This window comes from Streptomyces sp. CNS606 (genome assembly GCF_000426325.1).
Genome location: NZ_AUFD01000009.1, coordinates 153,828 through 171,933 on the forward strand (window position 1 = coordinate 153,828; position 18,106 = coordinate 171,933).

Below are 18,106 nucleotides of genomic sequence, written 5' to 3' on the forward strand. Positions count from 1 at the left end.
TTCCGAGGATGCCGACGATCCCCACCGCGCCGCCGTCGCGGACGGTCCCGGTGAAGCAAGCCCGCCGTCCAAGAACTCGGCCGGCTCCGGCGCGAGGTACGTCATGCACCGCAGGTGAACACGTGCGCCCGGAACGGCGGCTGTCGGAGGCGACGGAGGACCTGCGCCGGAGCGGAAGATGAGTACCGCTACTCAGGCTCGGGGCGATGGCGCCGTCGATGATGAAGGCCGTCATCGTAGAGACCGGGAGCACACTCATGCTCAACCGCATCGCTGCCACGCTGGTGCCCGCCGCAGGCCGGCTGTCGGTCACCACCGACCCCGATGCCGCATTCGCACCGGGCAGTATCCTCGCTGCCAACCACACCTCCCTCGCCGATCCGGCCATCGTGGTCGCCGCCCTGCACCGCCTCGGTATCGAGCCGGTCGTCATGGCAGCCGCGGGACTGTGGCGCATTCCCCTGCTGGGGTGCGCTCTCACCCGCGGAGGACATATCCCGGTCCGTCGCGGACACCGGCGCGCCGCGGACGCGCTCGACGCCGCAGCCGACGCCCTGAGCAAGGGGCGGCTGGTCCTGATCTACGCCGAAGGGGGCCTGCCCCTGCGGCGGGATGCCGCGGAAGCGGCACCGGGCACCTTCCGCAGCGGTCTGGTGCGGCTCGCCGAACGCACCGGTGCCCACGTCGTCCCCGTCGGTCAGGCCGGCGCCCGCCGGGTTACCTCGGGCGGCGCCGTCAAGCAGTTCGCAGGGCTGGTCACGGCGCCGTTGCGCCGGCCGGACCTGCATGTGCACGTGGGCGCGCCACTGGCCCTGACCGGCGACCACCCCGCGAGAACGGCCCGGGCCCACGGGGCGGTGACCACCGCATGGCGTGTGGCCGCATCCCGCCTCGGCGAACCCGCGGCGCTCGCCGCGTGAGGCTCACCCGGGAAGTCGTCGCGCTACCGACGTGCCCGCCGAACGCCGCGCCGGCGGTCACTCCTCTTTGCCGTTGGTCAGGGCTTCCAGCCTTTCCTGGCGAAGCAGGGTGGGGATGGCGGCGGCAAGAAGAGGCAAGAGGAGCGCGACCACCGCGAGAATGATCGTCCACACCACACCTACCCCCATGGCGATGACGCCGAGCAGAACGCAGGTGAGCAGGAGGGTGACGAGCGCTGCGGTGTGCAGTGAGGGGTTCCACTGGGGGAAGCGCGCCAGCTTGGGGAGTTCGGCCCAGTGCGGCGCCTCGGCTGCCGGAACCGGCTTCCCGGTGGTCGGATCACTGACCTCGCCGGAGATCACCCAGCACGGGAGTGCGCGGTCCGCGTTGACGATGAGGGCACCATCGACCGTTGTGAGGTCCTGGCTGACGCTGGTCACGGTGGTGCCGACGGCGGGCCTCTTCATCCAGTAGAGCGTCAGAGACGAGTCCGGGCCCGACGAGACGAGTGCGGCAGCCAGAGCGACCGCATCGATCTCGTGGTCGAGTGCGACCGTCAACGGCGTCCCGTCAGCCGTCTCGAGCGTGAGGCAAGGCCGTAGTTGTGGCTCCTGATCGTTCTTGCCGCCCTTCGGCGCCGTTTCCTGATCAGCGCCTGTTGTCGTGGCGGGAGGGCGCAGCGTGACGGCCGTACCCCCGACAGCCCTGACGGCGCACGATCGGAACCGGCCCAAGCGGAGTGCGACCGCCGAGGAGACCGGGAGCCACCCTCCAGTGGCCCTCCCGGCGCGGATCGCCCACATCGCGTAGGGGAGCAGCACGATGAAGGTCCCCAACGAACCGCCGAGAGGTCCGCCCAACTCCCGCTCCAGGACCGTGCGGCTGCTGTGCAGGAGGGCTCCCGCTTCGGGCGCGGACGGTGCGTAGAGTGCCCAGATGCGGTCACCGGCCTGGAGCGCCCTGGGCGAGGTGAAGTCCGCGGTGACCTCCTCAGGGCCGTCGTCGAACGGCACCCGGGCGCGCATCTCCGTCTCGTACCCGGAGGTGTGGCGCCCCGACAATCGTCTTGATGACACCACTTCCACGACGCCGACTTGTTCGAGCGTGTGGCCTTCGGCCACGACGCGTCCCGCGTCCGTGGAATACGCGGTCATCGAGAACGCGAGGGCGGCCAAGGTCAGCATCCAGGCGGCGAACGGCCAGCCGATGCTGGTGGCGCGCAGATCGGGCCACCACCGGTGCGGTGGTGGGCTGCCCAGATCGGTGCAGCGGCCGATTCTGACCGTGACCAGGCACCCCGTCACGCCCAGGCCCGCGGCCACGAAGCAGGCGATCAGGTCCCACCGTGGCAGGGGCGCGTGGTAGGCGGTCAGGACGCGCGCCACGGCGGCGAGTATGCCGAATCCTGCGAACAGCAGCCAGGCGGAAGCGAGTCGGCGGACAAGGGCCTCCGGCCGTCGGCCACATGACCCCCTCCGCGTGAGTTTCACCGGCATCTACCTGCCCCCTCCCGCGATGACGGTCCACCCGAGGGGCAGTCACCCTTCCCGCGATCCTCCGTCGGCTCCCGTCAGCCTGCTGACGGGACTTCTTACTGTTGCAGAGCACGGGTAGTCCATGCGTGCCGGGGGCACGGGCGGGAACGGATGGCGGTATGGACGGTGACGCGATGACACGAGACGGCCGGCGCCGAACGGTTCGCCGGAGCGGGTTCGGACGGGCCTCGGTGGCCCTCGGGGTGGTGGCGGCCCTGGCCTGGAGCGTGACCGCGTGCGGCACGGGCGACACGGGTGCCGACATCTCCGCTTCCTCCGTTTCGGCAGGTGAAGGCGGAGGGAGTGACAACGGTTCGTCGCAGTCTGGAGGGTCCGGGAAGGGCGAGGACGGTGCAGCCGCCGCCGGAGGCGGCGGCGCTCTCGACGGGACGGGCGCCGGCCCGGACGGGGGCATCCGGTGTGCGGCGAAGGACCTGAAGCCTGCGGTGGCGAAGGCCGACGCCGCGGCCGGGAACGTCTACTACGACCTGAACCTGACCAATGTCGGCGAAGGGGCCTGCGAGCTCAGGGGGTTTCCCGGCGTCTCGCTGATCCAGCGGGACGGCGGCGAGATCGGTGAGCCGGCGGATCGTGAGGGAGAGCAGGGCACGGTCGTCGAGCTCGAGCCGGGGCAGGCGGCCCATGCCACGCTGCACACCGTCAACAAGGGTGTCGACGAGGCCGGGTGCTGGAAGCGCCCGGACCTGCTCAAGGTCTATCCGCCGGATTCGCTGGACGCCCTGACGCTCCGTACGGACGCCGTCCGGGTGTGCGGGGACACCTTCACCGTCGGTGCGCTGAGCGCCTCCTCCTGACGCCGGGCGGCGGCAGGGTTCCGACTGCCCGCGCGTCTCCGTGCGGGGCTGCGGCGGCCCCGCACGGAGACGGGTTCACCTCTGCTCCGGCCGGTTGCAGCAGTGGCTGGCGCTGCTGGTCATGCTCATTACGCCGGCGGCATGGGTCGTCGTACGAGGCTGCAGGTTCTGCAGTCTGAGGACACTCACCCGGATCACCTCCCCCGTCGGATTCTGGGAAACCGCGCCCGGCGGGGGCCCCGGAGCGGGCGCCGTCCCCCTGGATGGGCTCACCCAACTGCGCGCGCCCTGACCGGGCATGGGTGAATCCCACCCGGATAACGGCGGCGTGCCACCGGCGGAAGAGTGGTGGAGGCTGCGGTGGCGCCGGCGGGAGTCTGGTGATCCGCGTGCAGCCCCGGTGGTATGGCGGGTGCGGGCGCGGCCTGGCGTATGCATCGGCGGCGGGCAGAATGTGCGGGGACAGCGACGCTTGTGGACGCGCCCCGGCCTGCGCAGGGCGGCAGACGGGCCGGCGGGCGCCACCACGGGGAGGGGGCGTGTCGTGGCAGTGGGCTTCGTGCCGATCCTGCGCTTACGCATACCGGGTGGGAAGCCGGAGGCCAGGTCGGGGCTGCAGCGCGCCCAGTCGTTCATGATCCTGGCCACCCTGTTGTACCGGGCGAGCCACCTGACGGCCGGAGTCGTGGCCGTCACCAAGTACCAGCGGGACCGTCCGCTGCACAGTGCCATGCTGGCGGTGGCGCTGGGGCTGAGCGTGCTGAGCTACGGGACGGCGCTGCGGCACGGCTGGTTCCGCCGGTGGCACGTCTGGGCGGACGTCCTCGTCGTCGGCTGTGCGCTGCCGTTCGTCCTGTGGGCGGGGGGCGGGGTGCCGGAGCCGTCCACCATCGGCTGGGCGATGCTGCTGGGCGGTTCCGCGAGCGCCACAGCGGCCCTCGCCTTCGAACGCCTGCACGTCCCGGCCGCGGTGCTGCTTCTGGTGGTGACCCACCTCGTCGGCTACCAGATGGTGGGGGCCGGGCCCGCGGTCCACGTGGGGCACGTCAACTCGCTGCTGTCGTCCGCTGTGATGGCCTGGGTCTTCTGGTGGTACCTGCGCCGGCAGGGGCAGTTGCTCGACGACGCCAACGCGCGTGCGCTGGCCGCCGAGGCGCACAAGGCGCGCTATGCCGAACGGCTGGAGCACCACCGGAAGCTGCACGACACCGTGCTCGCCACGCTCACCACCCTCGCCGCCGGTGGCATCGACGCCAACGCCGCCCAGGTGCGCGAGCGGTGCGGGCGCGAGGCCGCGTACCTGCGCAGGCTGATCGAGCAGACTGCCGACGAGGTGCCCGAACGTCGCGTCGGTGCGGCCCTGGAGGAGGCGGTGGGCTGCGCGGAGAGCCTCGGGCTGCGGGTGACGGCGCGCTACCACCGTCTCCCGGACGTGCCGCACGAGGTGGCCGCGGCGCTCGGTGACGCGGTGCGGGAGGCGCTGAACAACGTGCGGCGCCACGCCGGCACCGGTCACGCTTATCTCACGGCGGCCGGAAGCGCGAACGAGGGCGGGGAAGGCGGGGAAGGCGGCGACGGCAGGGAAGGCGGGGAAGGCGGCGGGGAGGTGGTCGTCACCGTGGTCGACCGCGGGCCCGGCTTCGACCCGGAGCGGTACGCGCCCGGTATGGGCCTGCGCAGTTCGGTCCGCGCCCGCATGGCCGAGGTGGACGGCAGTGCGACCGTGGACACGGCGCCCGGTGAGGGTGTGCGGGTGGAGCTGCGATGGCCGCGCTGATCTCGGTCGCCGTGGTGGACGACGACCGGATGCTGCTCGACGGCATGCGGTCCTGGCTCGCCGGTGTGCCCGGGCTGCGGCTGGTGGCGACCGCCGCGACGGTGGCGGAACTCCTCGGTCCGCAGGGCCCGGTACGCCCGGCACCGGACGTCGTCCTCCTCGATCTGATGCTGCGGGACGACTCGGACCCGTCCGACAACATCCGCCGGCTGGTGGGCGCAGGGAGCCGGGTGCTGGTGATCAGCACCGTCCCGGAGGGCCGCCGGATCGTCGAGTCGGTCCGGGCGGGCGCCGACGGCTACCTGACCAAGGACAACGATCTGCCGACGCTGGTCTCCGCGATCGAGGACGTCGCCGCGGGCCGCAGCGTCCATTCCCCGGAGCTCGCCTTCGCCTGCGCCCACGACGACGGCCCCGGCCGCCCCCGGCTCTCGCCCCGGGAGCGGCAGGTCCTCCTCGACTACGCCTCGGGCATGACGCTCAAGGCCACCGCGCGGCGCGCGGGCATCACCGCGCACACGGCGAAGGACTACCTGGACCGGGTCAAGGCGAAGTACCGGCAGGCCGGGCGCCCCGCGTACACGAAGATCGATCTGGCCCGGCGGGTCCGCGAGGACGGCCTCGAGGACCGCCTCGAGACGTAGCCGGCTTCCCGCGCAAGCCCCCCAAACAGACGGCTGGAGACAGGGGGAGCGCGTTCCTATCGTCGTGCCCGTCGGCGGTGCAGGACGGGAACTCCCGAACCTGCGGTCCGGCGCCGGCCGCCGCCTTCCGCGACCGGACGACGTCCCGGGCACGCTCCGGTGCGCCGCCTGAGCGGCACCCGGAGCCGGACCGTACGGGACGGCTCGCCCGGCCCTCGTGCGTCCCCGTGTCAGGAGAGGCAGATGACGACTCCCCACCTCGGCAGCGTTGCCGCCGCCGGCCGTCCCGCTCCCCGCAGGGGGCGCGTGCCCCTCGTCGGCCGGGCGGCGGAGCGGGAACAGATCCAGAGCGCTCTGGCTGCGGCACGGCAGGGCGGCGGCGGGGCCGTCTTCGTCACCGGTGACCCCGGTGTGGGCACGACGCGGCTCGCCGCCGAAGCCGTCGACGTCGCGGCGGAGGCCCACATGGTCGCGGTGCGGGGCCGGGCGCGGGCGCTCGACGCGCACGCCTCGTGCCGGCAGGCCCCGTACCAGCCGCTGGTGGAGGCGCTGCTGTCGCTGGGCCGGGCCGGGCTGCTGCCCGGCCACGAGGCTCTGGGGCCGTACGCGCCGGCGCTCGCCCGGTTGCTGCCCGACGCGCGGGTTCCGGGAGTTGCGGCGTCTTCGTCGCTCATGGTCGCCGAGGCCGTGCTGCGCCTCCTCGCTCTGGTCGGCCGGGGCCGGGGCTGCCTGCTCGTGCTGGAGGACCTGCACGAGGCCGACCCGGCGACGCTGGCGACCGTGGAGTATCTGCTGGAGCACGTCGAGCGGGAGCCCGTCGTCCTCCTGCTCACCGTCGGGCGCCAGGCGTGTGCCGCGGCGGGCCTGGCCTTCCGGGCGCGTCAGCGCGGCACGGCCACGACCCTCGATCTGCGCCCCCTGGACCGTGCGGAGGTGCGGCTCCTCGTCGCGGCCGAACAGGGCGTCAGCCCGGAGGAGGCCGACCCGGATGTCGTCGACCGGGCGGCGACGGACTGCGGCGGCCTGCCGTTCGTGGTCCGGGAGTGGCTGCACGACCACTCCCGCGAAGCTTCCGGACCCGGGGCGCCGGCAGTGCCCGCAGCCGTGGTGGAGAGCGTCCGCCGCCGGATGGAGGGGCTGGGCCCGGCGGGTGTGGAACTGATGCGTACCGGGGCGGTGTTCGGCGGGCGCTTTCCGGTGGCGGTGGTGCAGCACGCGCTCGGCTGCACGCACGCCGAACTGTCCGCGCTCCTGCACGAGGGCGTCGCCGCCGCGCTGCTCGCACCGCCGGGCGCAGGGGGAGCCCCCTGGTACGCCTTCCGGTACCCGCTGGTGGCGGGGGCGGTGCTCGGAGGCGTCGGACCCGGCGAACGGGCCGGGTACGCGCGCCGCGCGGTCCGTGCCCTCGCCGACCTGCACCCGGCACTGCCCGGGGCGTGGTGCGGGCACGCCGCCGCACTGCACGAACGCGCGGGCGACGGGGCCGAGGCCGTCCGCCTGTACGGCGAGGCGGGGAGGCGGGCGCTGTCCGAGGGCGCGCTGGACCGGGCCGTGGACCTGCTCGCCCGGGCACAGGAACTCGCCGACGACGCGAGCACGCCCGAAGAGCGCGCGGACGTGCTGGAACTCCTGCTCGACGCCGTCGCCCGCTCCGGCAGGCTGGACCGGCTCCCCGCGTCGGCGACCGGCCCCACCTGCCCGGACGGCCTGGGTGTGCCGGCCCTGCGCAGGGCGGGGCTCCACGCGCGGCTGGCCGGCGTCGCGGACCTTGCTGGACGGCCGTCGGAGGCGCAGCGGCACCTGGACATCGCCCGCTGGCTGCTCGGGGACGCGCCCTCCGACGCCTGCGCCGCCCTCGTGGACGTGACGGCCGCGCAGGTGGAACTGAGCAGACGCGCACCGGAACGGATGCGCACCGCGGCGGAGTTCGCACGCCGCGGTCTCGCGGCGGCCGGGCGCGCCGACCTCCCGGAACTGGCCGGGCGGGCACGCCTGGTGCTGGCGCGCGTGCTCCTGCAACGGGACGGGGAGGCCGCGGCCGGACACCTCGCACGGGCGCGCGTGCTCGCTCACACGCACCGGATTCCCGCTCTCGCGGCGGAGGCCGAAGTGGGTCTGGCCGCGCTCACCTCGCGCGTCGACGGAGACCTCACCCGCCTCGAGGGGGCCCGGCAGGAGGCGCTGCACACCGGTGCCGTGCCGCTCGTCCACGAGGCCGACCTCCTTCTGGCCCTCGAACAGATCCAGCGGGGCGACTTCGAGTCGGCCGGAGGCCGGATCCGTGAGCGGATCGCCGATGCGACGCGGCTGCGGCTGGGGCGGTCCCTGGCCGAACTGTGGCTGGCGGAGGCGGTGCGCCACGCCCACCAGGGCCGACGGGACGACATGGAGGAGGCGCTGGAGGCCCTCGCCCCGCTGGCCGACGCGGCGCCGGGAGCGCTGCCGAGGTCGTACGGGCTGGCGCGCGCCTTCTGCGCGCTGCTGGAGGAGCGGCACGACGTCGCCGAACGCGAGTTCGCGCACGCGCTCGTGTACGACGCGGAGAACCCGTCGAGCGGCGACTTCGGCCGGTACGGCATCGTCCTGCTGCTGGGGGTGCTGTCCGGGCGCATGGCGTGGCCGCACCATGCGAGTGTGGTGGCACTCAGCGCCGCCGGCACGCGCTGGAACCGGCAGTTCGTGGGCATGGCGCACGCCGTGCTGCTGGGACGTGAGGGCCGGGCGGCCGAGGCGACCGCCGCCGCGGCCGACGCCCTGGAGGCGGCCGCGCCGCATCCCGTGGCCCGCGCCCTGTGCCGGCGCCTCGTCGCGCAGTCGGCGTACGACCACGGTTGGGGCGCGCCCGTGGACTGGCTGCGGGAGGCGGAGGACTACTTCCACGGTGCGGGCGTCCCCGCGGTCGCCGGTGCCTGCCGGGTGCTGCTGCGGGGCTTGGGCGCGCCGGTCCGGCAGCGGCGTTCGGGCACCGGGAGCGTGCCCCCGGCGCTGCGCCGGTACGGGATCACGGCCCGGGAGTTCGAGGTGGCCCGGCTGCTCGCGGACCGGATCCGCAACAAGGACATCGCCGCCCGGCTCTGCATCTCCCTGCGCACGGTCGAGAAGCACGTGTCCAGCCTCCTGCAGAAGACCGGCCACCCGGATCGGGGGGCCTTCGCCGCGGCCGCCTGCGAGCTGCCCGGCGGTTTCGCCGGGGCCGCCGGGGCCGGTGTGGCCGGTGGGTCCTCCGGGTACGGCGGGTCCGGCTTCCCGGGACCGGGGTCCTCACGGAGACCGCGGCGTTCCGCGCCGTGAGCAGGACTCCTCGACGGAGGGAGGGGCCGGTCCGGCGCGGCGGCCTCGCCGCGCCGGACCGGCCCCTCCCTCAGCTCACCGAGCTCGCGCCCGGGCGCCGACCGGCATCCCCGCGTCCCGGCCTGCGGTCTCGGGACGGGCTTCCCCGCCGTCTCCCGCAGGGCCGGGTGCTGCCAGGTTCGCCACCCGGTCGAACCGGCCGTCGAGGTCGCCGTCCCCGTGGTGCACGACCAGCAGGCCGGCTCCCGCGGTCCGTTCCAGCAGCGTCCGCAGGACCAGTTCCCTGCTCTCCTCGTCCAGGTTGGCGAACGGCTCGTCGGCGAGGTAGAGGTCGGCCTCCTCGCACAGCAGGGCGGCGATCCCCACCCGTTGCCGTTGGCCGGACGACAGCTCCGAGGGCAGCTGACCGGCGAGGGACTCCAGGCCCATCGTGGCCCGGAGCTGCTCGTCGGCGACGAGGTCCCGCACGGGGAGGGGCGGCAGGTTCACGGGGGCGGTCAGGCTCGCCACCCGGCGCGGCAGGGTCACCGTCCCGGTGTCCGGGGCGAGCGTTCCGGCGATGAGGTGCAGGAGCGTGGTCTTGCCGCAGCCGTTGGGGCCGCGGAGCAGCACGCGTTCGCCGGGGGCCAGCGTGAAGTCGGCGACCGAGACCTCCGCCCCGTCGCCGAAGCCGATCCGCGCCCCGCCGACCACGACCAGGGCGCCTTCCTCGTGGTAGGGGACCGGCCGGGACGCGCGCAGCGACTCGATGCGCTTCAGCACGGCGGCGCTCCGGCGGGTCTGCGGGATCATGTTGATGAGGTCGAAGATGCCGGTGACCGCACGCCACAAGGAGTTGACGAAGGCGAGGAAGCTGCCGAACGTCATCTTGCCGGCGAAGACGAAGTACGCGCCGATGATCATGGAGGCGGTGTCGGACAGGTTCATCACCAGGTCGCTGAGGGTCCGCTGTTTCAGCGCCAGCCGGTAGTTGACGAAGGTGAGGCCGAGGAAGCCGCGGAGCGCCTGCCGGTTCACCGCGCGGGTCCGAGGCTGGAGCATGACCAGACCGCGGAGCGCGTGGAAGGACTGGAGCGTCCGGGTCAGTTTCTCGATGTACCCGGCCTCCGCCTCCCGTTCGGGGTCGGTGTTGGTCTCGATCTTCTTGGCGAGGCGGTTGCTGACGAGCACCAGCGGCGGCACGATGATCAGCAGGATGAGGCTGGCCTGCCAGGACAGGTACAGCAGCACCCCGATGAACACGACGGACGCGACGGCCTGCTTCGCGATGCGGATGCACACGTCGATCGCCGGCAGGACGCCCTCGTGGGCGTCGTTGTGGATGCGGCTGACGTAGGACGCGCTGCCCTTCTCCGACATGGTGCGCCCGTCGAGGGCGAGGGCCCGCTCCAGCAGTTCCGTCTGCAGCACCAGCATGAACGCGTTCTCGCAGTGCTTGCGCCACCAGGAGGCCCAGTAGGCGCCGATGTTGAGGGTGAGCCCCAGCGCCAGGTAGCCGCAGCCGAGGAGGAGGAAGCGCCGGAAGTCGCCGGCCACGATCGCCTGGTCGAACAGCGCCTTGAGCATGAGCGGATGCAGCAGGGCTTCGAGCCCGCTCATCGCCGCCTCGGCGAGCGTGACCAGGACGAAGCGGGTCCGGTGCCCCCGCAGCGTGTACCACAGCGCGTTCATGCGACCACCTCGTCCAGCAGGAAGTCGCCGCCACCGCCGTGGTTGGCGCGGTGGAGGGCGCGGAGCACGCCCGCCGAGCCCGTCGAGTAGTCGCACGCGCAGCGCAGCAGTCCCTCGCCCGGCACGCCCAGCAGGGGCACTCCCTCGGGGCGCGGCAGGGCGAACCGCTCTGCGGGCTCGAAAAGGAACACCCGCCGGACGAAGTCGAGTTGCCGGAGCGCGGTGTGCCGGTAGGTCGTGTCGCCTGTGACTTCCGCCGCGTCGAGCAGGGCGTCGGCGACGCCGCTGAGCCCGAAGGTGTATCCGGCCAGCACCGACTGCCTGATGTCCAGCCCCCGCAGAATCGTCCGTGCGGCGTCCAGGTCGCCGTAGCGCAGCAGCACCTGCGCCACGCCCGCCGAACCCACTTCGACGTACGGCTCCATGGTGCCCTCGTGCTCGAACATGACCAGGTCGTCCTCGAGGGGCTTGACGTGGGCCATCTCCCAGGCCAGTGCGGCCCGTCCGAGCTTCAGCCAGCCTTCCTCGCCGGTCACCTGGTGCATCCGCAGCAGGAACATCGCCACTCCGGCCTGGCCGAAGCCGAGACCGGTGAAGGGGTCGTCCTTCGTGAAGTCGTTGAGCCAGTAGGCGTGTTCGCCCTCGCGCCGGACGGTGGCCTGCAGCACGTCGGCGCATTTCCGGGCCGCGGCGAGATCGCGGGGGTCGCGGCTGCGCAGGAAGAAGCGCAGGTTCGTCATGCCCAGGCCGGCGAGGCCGTAGTAGAAGGTGTAGTCGTCTCCCTCCGAGGCCCGGGCGTTGGCCTGGGCCAGCAGCTCTCCTGCGTGCGCCTTCAGACCGAGCGAGTCGGCGGCCCAGGCGATGCCGGACAGGCCGCTCATGAGGCCGTCCGGGTACCCGGCCACGTCGAGGTCCGAGAGCCGGTCGTCGAGCCAGCCGCGCCACTCGGGCCGTATCGGCACGCCGGAGGCGTTCAGCGCCCACAGCACCCCGCTCGCGCCGAAACCGAGGCTCAGCGGATTGCTGATGTGGGCGAACGGGTCGACGGGGAAGAGGGTGGGCAGGGCGGGGTCGGCGACGGCTTCCACGAACGCGGCGACGCCCGTCTCGGCGTCCAGCAGGCCGAGGTCGCCGGTGACCACGGGCTTCCGCGGCGGTGCGGCGCGTACCTGGGCGAGCAGGCTCTCCTGGTCCGCCAGCTCCTCGACGACCTCGGGAAGGCCGATGCGCGCCGCCGCCAGGCCGGTGATCAGCTCGTGGATGCGGGCCGGCCAGCAGAGCTTGTCGGTGAAGATCCGGTAGGTGTCCAGCACGTCGGCGCGCAGGTGGGACATGGCCGCGATCGGGAAGACGAAGTACGCCATGGTGGTGGCCAGCCCGAACAGGTCGCCCTCCGTGCCGTGCTTCTCGAACAGGCTGCGGGAGAGGCTGAATCCCGGGGTGAACAGCTCGACGGGCTTCTCCAGTTCCTCCTCGCCGTCCTCGCCGCCCTCCCCGGTTCCGGAGAGCCGGCAGGCCTCCAGGTCGACGATGGTCACCTCGTAGGTGTCCGGGTCGATGAGCAGGTTGGCGGCGGTGAAGTCGCCCAGGATCACGCCGCGTTCGTGCGCGGCGTGGATGGCACGGGCCAGCCCGCGGAAGACGGTGAGGTACATCCGCAGGAAGTGCCGGGACTTTTCGATGTCGAAGCCCGGCCTGGCCAGAGGGTTGTGCTCCAGGAGGACGGAACGGATGTCGGAGCCGTCGACGAACTCCTCGGCGATGTAGGCGTGCTCCCAGTGGCGGAACGTGGCGATGGGCGCCGGGTAGGAGCCGACGTCGGACAGCCGGTTCAGGAAGGTCCACTCGCGGGCGAGGATGTCCACGGCGTCGTGGTCGCGGCGCGGATTGACGTTCGTGTGGGGGCGGGCCTCCTTGAGGACCACCTGTCGGTCGCCGTGCGCGGTGTCCTCGGCCGTGTACACGCCGCCGCTGTTGGAGAACTGGAGCGCGCCGGTGACCCGGAAGCGGCCGTCCAGCAGTTCTTCGTCCTCGGTCTCGTCCGCGGGTTTCCAGTCGTCGAACGGCCAGGGCTCCCACCAGGGCTGGGAGTAGACGGGGCGACGGTCGTCGGCGACGGGTCCGTCCGGCGAGACGATGTGCGGCATCCGCCGGCCGAGCGCATCGACGGCGTCGGTGGGAAGGAGCTGGCCGTAGCGGAAGTACAGCGCCTTGTTGTCCCGGTACCGCATGTCGGAGAGTACGTACGGGCCCTCGGCGCCCTCCAGGATGCCGTCGAGGTCGGACAGCACCTTCCGGAACTCGTCGACGTCCCGGGGGTAGACGGTGATGAACTTGCCACCGCTGCCGCGGGACATGGCCTTGGAGCTGAGCATCTCGAAGATGTTGAGGTCCAGAGCGATCTTGAAGTCGACCTCGTGCGCCGTCAGGTACGCGAGGGCCGAAGCGGCGACCTCGCGTACGTTCCGGTGGTGCGCGGAGACGTGGATCTTCCAGCCCTGGGCGGGAAGGGCGGGGTTGAGCCGGTGACTCCACCAGATGCCGTGCCGGAGGAACCGCGCCCGCACCCGGTCGTCCAGCGTGGTGAGGAAGTGGTCCTTCCTCGGCTCGTAGTGCGACTCCAGCGGGTCGAAGAAGAGCGTGTCGTTCCAGGCGAAGAGGAATCTGTTGACCCAGCGTTCGTTGCGCATGTCGACCTCTGTGTGGTCCGGGGGGCCGCCGTGGCGGCGGAGGGAAACAAGCCGGCGTCGGGGCGGGGCCGCACCGCGGCCCCGCCCCGACGCCGTCAGATCACTTCGGGTCGGTGACGCAGCAGCTGCTGTGGCTGCTCGACACGCTCACGGGGCCGGCCGCGTGGTTGCTGGTGGTCCGCGGCTGCAGGTTCTGGAGCTTCAGAACGCTCATCAGTTCATCTCCTCGGTTGGGTGCGCCAAGCGCGCTGCTGTGACCGGCCGGAAGTGGCCGAGCACGAGTCAACGACCTGGACCGCACCCGCACATGGGAGATCACCCCCCATATTCCGGCCCGCCGTCCCGCGCGGGACCCACCGGTCAGAGGGCCGGTCGAAGCGGGTCCGGGCATGCCGAGGAGGCCCTCCGGGGGCGGAGAGCCGAGGACGTACGGGGGCTCGGCCCGACCGCACTGTCGGGGCGGTCGCGCGGCCGGGCGGTCGCGTGGCGCGTACGGGCCGGCGGAGCGGGTGCCCCGCCGGCCCGTACGGCCGACGGCTCAGGCGCGGCGGATCTGCAGGACGGCGACCCGGGCGTCGTGGGAGTCGACGTGCAGCGGGACGGTCTTGGTGCGCCGCAGCCGGATCTGGGTGCCGTTGGTGCCGGTGACCCAGCCGATCTGGTCGATGCCGCGGGCGAAGGCGCGCTTCTCGTGGTTCGGCAGCAGGAGCGGCATCGGGGTGCGGTTCACGTCGCCGGTCCAGATGACGGGGAAGCCACGTGAGCGCCAGTGGCCGATGACGTCATCGCGGTGGGCCCGGAAGTGACGCCCCCACATGTCGTCCCGCCACCCTTCGTGGGGGTCGTCCTTGCCGTTCCAGGCCCCGGCCACGTAGTGGGTGTTGACGAACACGAACCTCGTCTGCGGATCGTCGACCCGGGCCAGCACGGCCTCGGTGACGACGCGGTGCGGTGACACGCCCGCCTTGCCGCCGTGTACTCGGGTGACCCGACGGTCCACGATGTCGTAGTCCCGGGGGATCGACATCGGCACCCGGTGCGCCACGTCGTCGTACTCGAAGATGTTCCGGAAGCTGCTGCCGAAGTGCTGGTTGATCGCGCGTGGCTCCACGCCGTCGTCGTCGCCCTCGCCGATCTCCTGCCAGCCCACCAGCGGCTTGGCCAGATTGCCGTTGACGGTGACGGCGTGCCGGACGGCGCGGACGGCCTCCGCCCGGCGGGCCAGATTGTTGCGGCCGATGTTCGCGGTGACGACCACGAGCCGTGTCCAGTCCGTGGCCGCCCGGGCCTCGCCGGTTGCTGCGGTCACTCCGGCGGCACCGAGTGCTGCGCCGCCCCCCAGGGCCAGGGCACGCCTCCTGCTGATCGCTTCCATGCTTGTGTTCTCCCTCATCTTCCGGCGATCGGTACGCGCCGCCCTCGGCCGACGGGTGGTCGGCCTCCCCGTGCGAGGACCCTTGCACGAGTGGATCACGCAGCGGAAGAAGGCGTCGGACGTTCGCTCGCCGGGCCGGTCGGCAGCGCACGCGACGGGGGCGCGGGCGGCCTGCCCACGCCTCGGACGCGTGTGCGCACATGTGTGCTTATGCTGAAAAACAGGACACAGTGACCCCGAGAAGTGAGCCGGGAAGCGCGTATGGACTCCGAGGCCGAGTACGAGGACACCTCTGCTGCGGAGGAGAACGGGGAGCCGGAGGGTTCCGGAGCGGTGGAGCCCCGGGCGGAGGATCCGGATGTGCTGCTGGACGTGCCCGGGCTGTCGGTGGACGAGATCAGCCTCGAGGTCGAGCATCTGCGGGCGCGGGTGGCGTTGCGGGCCGAGGTGCTGGACCTGCTCAAGCTGAGTGTGGGAGCCGACGTCGAACTGGGGCGGGTGCACCTGGACATCAAGGGGGTCGAGGCGCAGGCGCTGCTGAAGGTTCGGCTGGACAACGTCGCCGAGATCGTCGGCAGTGTGCTCGGCACGATCGACCGGAACCCGCAGATCCTGGAGCAGATCACGTCCGGCGTCGGCGAGGCCGCTCGCGAGTTGGGGGAGGGAGGACGGCAGGCGGTCGGCGAGCTGGGACGCGGCGCCGGGGAGGCCGTGGAGGACGTCGGTGAGGGCGCCGGGGAGGCCGTGGAGGACGTCGGCGGGGGTGCCGGGGGAGCGGTGGAGGACGTGGGCGGGGGTGCCGGGGGAGCGGTGGAGGAGGTCGGCGAGGAGACGGCCGAAGCGGCGGGAGAAGCCGGCCGGGGCGCCAAGAAGGCGGGGCGCGACACCGGGAAGAAGGCCGCTCGGGGCGCGGCGAAGAAGGCCGCACGGGGGAAGGCCGCTCCGGGCGAGGCGCGGAAGAGCGCCGCACAGCGCAGTTCCCGCACGCGCGGCGCGCAACGCCGCGCACGGCCGCCGTGAAAGCGGGGCGCCTCAGGGGACGACGACATCGCCTTCGCCTCACGCGTCGATGCGCGGGAGCTCCGCTTCCACACGCGGCCGGAGACGGTGGTGCGCTTCCACGGCTCGCCCGGCCGGAAGTCCGAGTCCCGCAGCGAGCGCCGCAACCTGCCGGCGAGGATCGACGGGCCGTCCGACCACCGCGACGTGCGGATCGACTACCACCTGGTCAGCCGACTCGACCCGGAGACCTGGTCGGAGGGGTAGCACTCGTCCACCCCCGATCCTCGTGACCGGGATCACGGACGACGCCCTCGACGCCGCGACGCTCGCGGCGCACTTGTGGGGCGGCGAACAGGCGTACCCGCTGGTGACCGGGGCGTCGGGCGGTCCCACCGCGCACGGCGACCGCCTGGCCACCCGCCGCGACGCGCGGTCCGTGTGGTGGGACCGCCGTGGCCCCTCCGGGCCCGGCATGCCACGATGCCGTCCGTGGATCTCTCATGGCTGATGATCGTTGCCGGGGCCCTCGTGGGCATCTCGGTCGGGCTGACCGGTATGGGTGGCGGGGCCCTGATGACACCGATCATGGTGCTCGTCTTCGGGGTGAACCCCACCGCCGCCGTCGGCAGCGACCTGGCGGCCTCGGTGGCGATGAAGCCGGTCGGCGCCTACGTGCACCACAAGGCCGGGACGGTGCGCTGGGACATCGTGAAGTGGCTGCTGCCCACAGCCGTGCCCGCCGGGTTCGCCGGTGCGTGGCTCATCAGCCTCTTCGGTGAGGGCGAGGAGGTGCAGCACAGGCTCGAACTGGCGATCGGTGCGGCACTGCTGCTTGCCCTCGCCGGGATGGTGGCGCGCAGCATGCTCACCCGCCGCCGCAACGCCCTGCCGTCGACGGAGCCGACCCGCCTCAAGCCGGTGCCGACGCTCATCGTCGGCCTGGTCGGCGGCCTCGTCGTCGGCGTCACCTCGGTCGGCTCCGGCTCGCTGATCATCGTCATGCTGATGCTCACCCATCCGCGGCTGCGCGCCCAGGAACTCGTCGGCACGGACCTCGTACAGGCCATCCCGCTGGTCGCCTCCGCCGCCCTCGGCCACCTGCTGTTCGGCGACGCCAAGATCGCCCTGGTCGGCACCGTGCTGATCGGCGCGATCCCCGGCATCTACCTGGGCGCCAAGCTGGCCACCCGCACCCGCGACGACGTGCTGACGTGGATCCTCGCCACGCTGCTGCTCGGCTCGGCGCTGTCGCTCTGGGGAGTTCCCGGCCCGGTCATCCTGATCGCCTGCGGCGCCCTCGTCGCCTTCGCGTCGTTCCGCATGTTCGCCGTCCCCGCCCTGCGCCGTCGCCGTGAGGCCGCCGGGGCCGGGCCTGCCAAGGCCGCCGACCGCGACGCCGCCACCGACCCGGACGCGGACGCGGATCCGGAACGGTCGGAGCCCACCACACGCCGCTGAGCACGCCACCGGAGGGGACGCACATGGCCACCGATGCCGCCTACCGGGCCACCGCCGGTGGCCCTCTCGACGTGGACCGGGCGTTCTACGACGCGGTCTCCGGCACGACCGGGAGCCGGGAGCTCGTCGACCGCTTCACGATCCCGGTCCGCTCCGGGCGCGCCTGGGAGGTGCCCGCCGGCCACCTGTGCCGCCTGGTGACGGTCGAGGGCCCGCAGGTCGGGGACCTCAACGTGTGGAACCTCCACGACCCGCGCGAGCGCCTGTGGGCGTCCCGCACGCGCCAGCTCCAGCGCGCCCACGTCAGCACCTACGACCGGCTGTGGTCCACGCTGCCCTTCCTGCGCCCGCTGCTCACCGTCACCGGCGACACCCTCGCCGGGTACGGCACGGACGCCGAGGGCGGTCGCGTCCACGACCTGCTCGGCACCCGCTGCGACCCGTACGTCAACCGCATGCTGACCGGCGAGGACTTCGACTTCCACTGCCACTCCAACCTCGTGCGGGCCGTGCTGCCGTACGGGCTGACCGAGTTCGACGTGCACGACGTGCTGAACGTCTTCCAGTGCACCGGGCTCAACGAGAACGACCAGTACTTCATGAAGGCCTGCCCGGCCCGCCCCGGGGACCACTTCGAGTTCTTCGCCGAGCTCGACCTGCTGTGCGCCCTGTCCACCTGCCCGGGCGGCGACCTGTCCGTGCCGTTGTGGGGGCCGGACGCCCGCGATCCGGTCGACGTCTGTCACCCGATCGGCGTAGAGGTGTACCGCGTCGATCCCGGCCTGCTCTCCGGCTGGTCCCCGCCGGAACGTGCCGCCTACCGGAACGTGCACGGCATGACGTCACCCGCCTGGGACGACCGAAAGCGCTGAACGGGGACCGCGCCGCGTCGTGCCGGGCGATGATTTCCGGGCGGGACGGCCGTCC

General features: G+C 72.7%; 16 protein-coding genes. 10 read left to right on the plus strand and 6 right to left on the minus strand.

The window, feature by feature from the left end; all coding sequences use genetic code 11:
* The first annotated feature begins 257 nt into the window (after nucleotides 1-257).
* Nucleotides 258-920: a lysophospholipid acyltransferase family protein gene (locus K304_RS0107190; protein WP_027763195.1), complete on the plus strand. Its 663-nt coding sequence runs from the start codon at nucleotides 258-260 to the stop codon at nucleotides 918-920.
* Nucleotides 921-977: 57 nt separating this feature from the next.
* Here K304_RS0107190 and K304_RS0107195 read toward each other — a convergent pair whose 3' ends face one another.
* Complete coding sequence (locus K304_RS0107195) at nucleotides 978-2,306, minus strand: DUF3592 domain-containing protein (protein WP_027763196.1); 1,329 nt, start codon at nucleotides 2,304-2,306, stop codon at nucleotides 978-980.
* A gap of 284 nt (nucleotides 2,307-2,590) precedes the next feature.
* Between K304_RS0107195 and K304_RS33925 the strand changes: the two genes are divergently transcribed.
* A complete protein-coding gene (locus tag K304_RS33925; protein ID WP_027763197.1) occupies nucleotides 2,591-3,271 on the plus strand; it encodes a DUF4232 domain-containing protein in 681 nt (226 codons plus the stop codon).
* Between the two features lie 75 nt (nucleotides 3,272-3,346).
* Here the strand turns inward: K304_RS33925 and K304_RS33930 are convergent, their stop codons facing one another.
* Nucleotides 3,347-3,907 carry a class III lanthipeptide gene (locus tag K304_RS33930; protein WP_486591598.1) on the minus strand — a complete coding sequence of 187 codons (561 nt, stop codon included), beginning with the start codon at nucleotides 3,905-3,907 and terminating at the stop codon, nucleotides 3,347-3,349.
* Between K304_RS33930 and K304_RS0107205 the strand changes: the two genes are divergently transcribed.
* From K304_RS0107205 to K304_RS27785, 3 genes are all read left to right on the plus strand, one after another.
* Nucleotides 3,816-5,048, plus strand: coding sequence for an ATP-binding protein (locus K304_RS0107205; RefSeq protein ID WP_158687311.1), 1,233 nt, complete (start codon nucleotides 3,816-3,818; stop codon nucleotides 5,046-5,048). The genes K304_RS33930 and K304_RS0107205 overlap by 92 nt on opposite strands.
* Complete coding sequence (locus K304_RS0107210; protein WP_027763199.1) at nucleotides 5,036-5,692, plus strand: response regulator transcription factor; 657 nt, start codon at nucleotides 5,036-5,038, stop codon at nucleotides 5,690-5,692. The genes K304_RS0107205 and K304_RS0107210 overlap by 13 nt, the downstream gene beginning before the upstream one ends.
* A 243-nt stretch (nucleotides 5,693-5,935) precedes the next feature.
* Nucleotides 5,936-8,983, plus strand: coding sequence for a helix-turn-helix transcriptional regulator (locus tag K304_RS27785; protein WP_051308043.1), 3,048 nt, complete (start codon nucleotides 5,936-5,938; stop codon nucleotides 8,981-8,983).
* Between the two features lie 75 nt (nucleotides 8,984-9,058).
* Here the strand turns inward: K304_RS27785 and K304_RS27790 are convergent, their stop codons facing one another.
* The 4 genes from K304_RS27790 to K304_RS0107235 form a co-directional block, all read right to left on the minus strand.
* Nucleotides 9,059-10,654 carry an ABC transporter ATP-binding protein gene (locus tag K304_RS27790; RefSeq protein ID WP_051308045.1) on the minus strand — a complete coding sequence of 532 codons (1,596 nt, stop codon included), beginning with the start codon at nucleotides 10,652-10,654 and terminating at the stop codon, nucleotides 9,059-9,061.
* Entirely contained in the window at nucleotides 10,651-13,344 is a 2,694-nt protein-coding gene (gene lanKC, locus K304_RS0107225; RefSeq protein WP_027763200.1) for a class III lanthionine synthetase LanKC, read from the minus strand. The genes K304_RS27790 and lanKC overlap by 4 nt, the downstream gene beginning before the upstream one ends.
* Nucleotides 13,345-13,444: 100 nt before the next feature.
* A complete protein-coding gene (locus tag K304_RS33585) occupies nucleotides 13,445-13,558 on the minus strand; it encodes a class III lanthipeptide (protein ID WP_199779578.1) in 114 nt (37 codons plus the stop codon).
* Between the two features lie 324 nt (nucleotides 13,559-13,882).
* Nucleotides 13,883-14,719, minus strand: coding sequence for a hypothetical protein (locus tag K304_RS0107235; protein ID WP_027763201.1), 837 nt, complete (start codon nucleotides 14,717-14,719; stop codon nucleotides 13,883-13,885).
* Nucleotides 14,720-14,980: 261 nt separating this feature from the next.
* Between K304_RS0107235 and K304_RS27795 the strand changes: the two genes are divergently transcribed.
* The 5 genes from K304_RS27795 to K304_RS0107260 all read left to right on the plus strand — a co-directional run bounded on the left by K304_RS27795 (nucleotide 14,981) and on the right by K304_RS0107260 (nucleotide 18,051).
* A complete protein-coding gene (locus K304_RS27795; RefSeq protein WP_078528738.1) occupies nucleotides 14,981-15,739 on the plus strand; it encodes a hypothetical protein in 759 nt (252 codons plus the stop codon).
* A gap of 90 nt (nucleotides 15,740-15,829) precedes the next feature.
* On the plus strand, nucleotides 15,830-15,985 hold the full coding sequence (locus tag K304_RS33275) for a hypothetical protein (RefSeq protein ID WP_158687312.1): 156 nt from the start codon (nucleotides 15,830-15,832) through the stop codon (nucleotides 15,983-15,985).
* A 22-nt stretch (nucleotides 15,986-16,007) separates the two neighbouring features.
* Entirely contained in the window at nucleotides 16,008-16,229 is a 222-nt protein-coding gene (locus K304_RS0107250; RefSeq protein WP_027763202.1) for a hypothetical protein, read from the plus strand.
* Nucleotides 16,202-17,179, plus strand: a complete 978-nt coding sequence (locus K304_RS27805; RefSeq protein WP_078528741.1) for a sulfite exporter TauE/SafE family protein — start codon at nucleotides 16,202-16,204, stop codon at nucleotides 17,177-17,179. Before K304_RS0107250 ends, K304_RS27805 begins: the two co-directional genes overlap by 28 nt.
* Before the next feature lie 23 nt (nucleotides 17,180-17,202).
* Entirely contained in the window at nucleotides 17,203-18,051 is an 849-nt protein-coding gene (locus K304_RS0107260) for a DUF1989 domain-containing protein (protein WP_027763203.1), read from the plus strand.
* Nucleotides 18,052-18,106 lie beyond the last annotated feature (55 nt).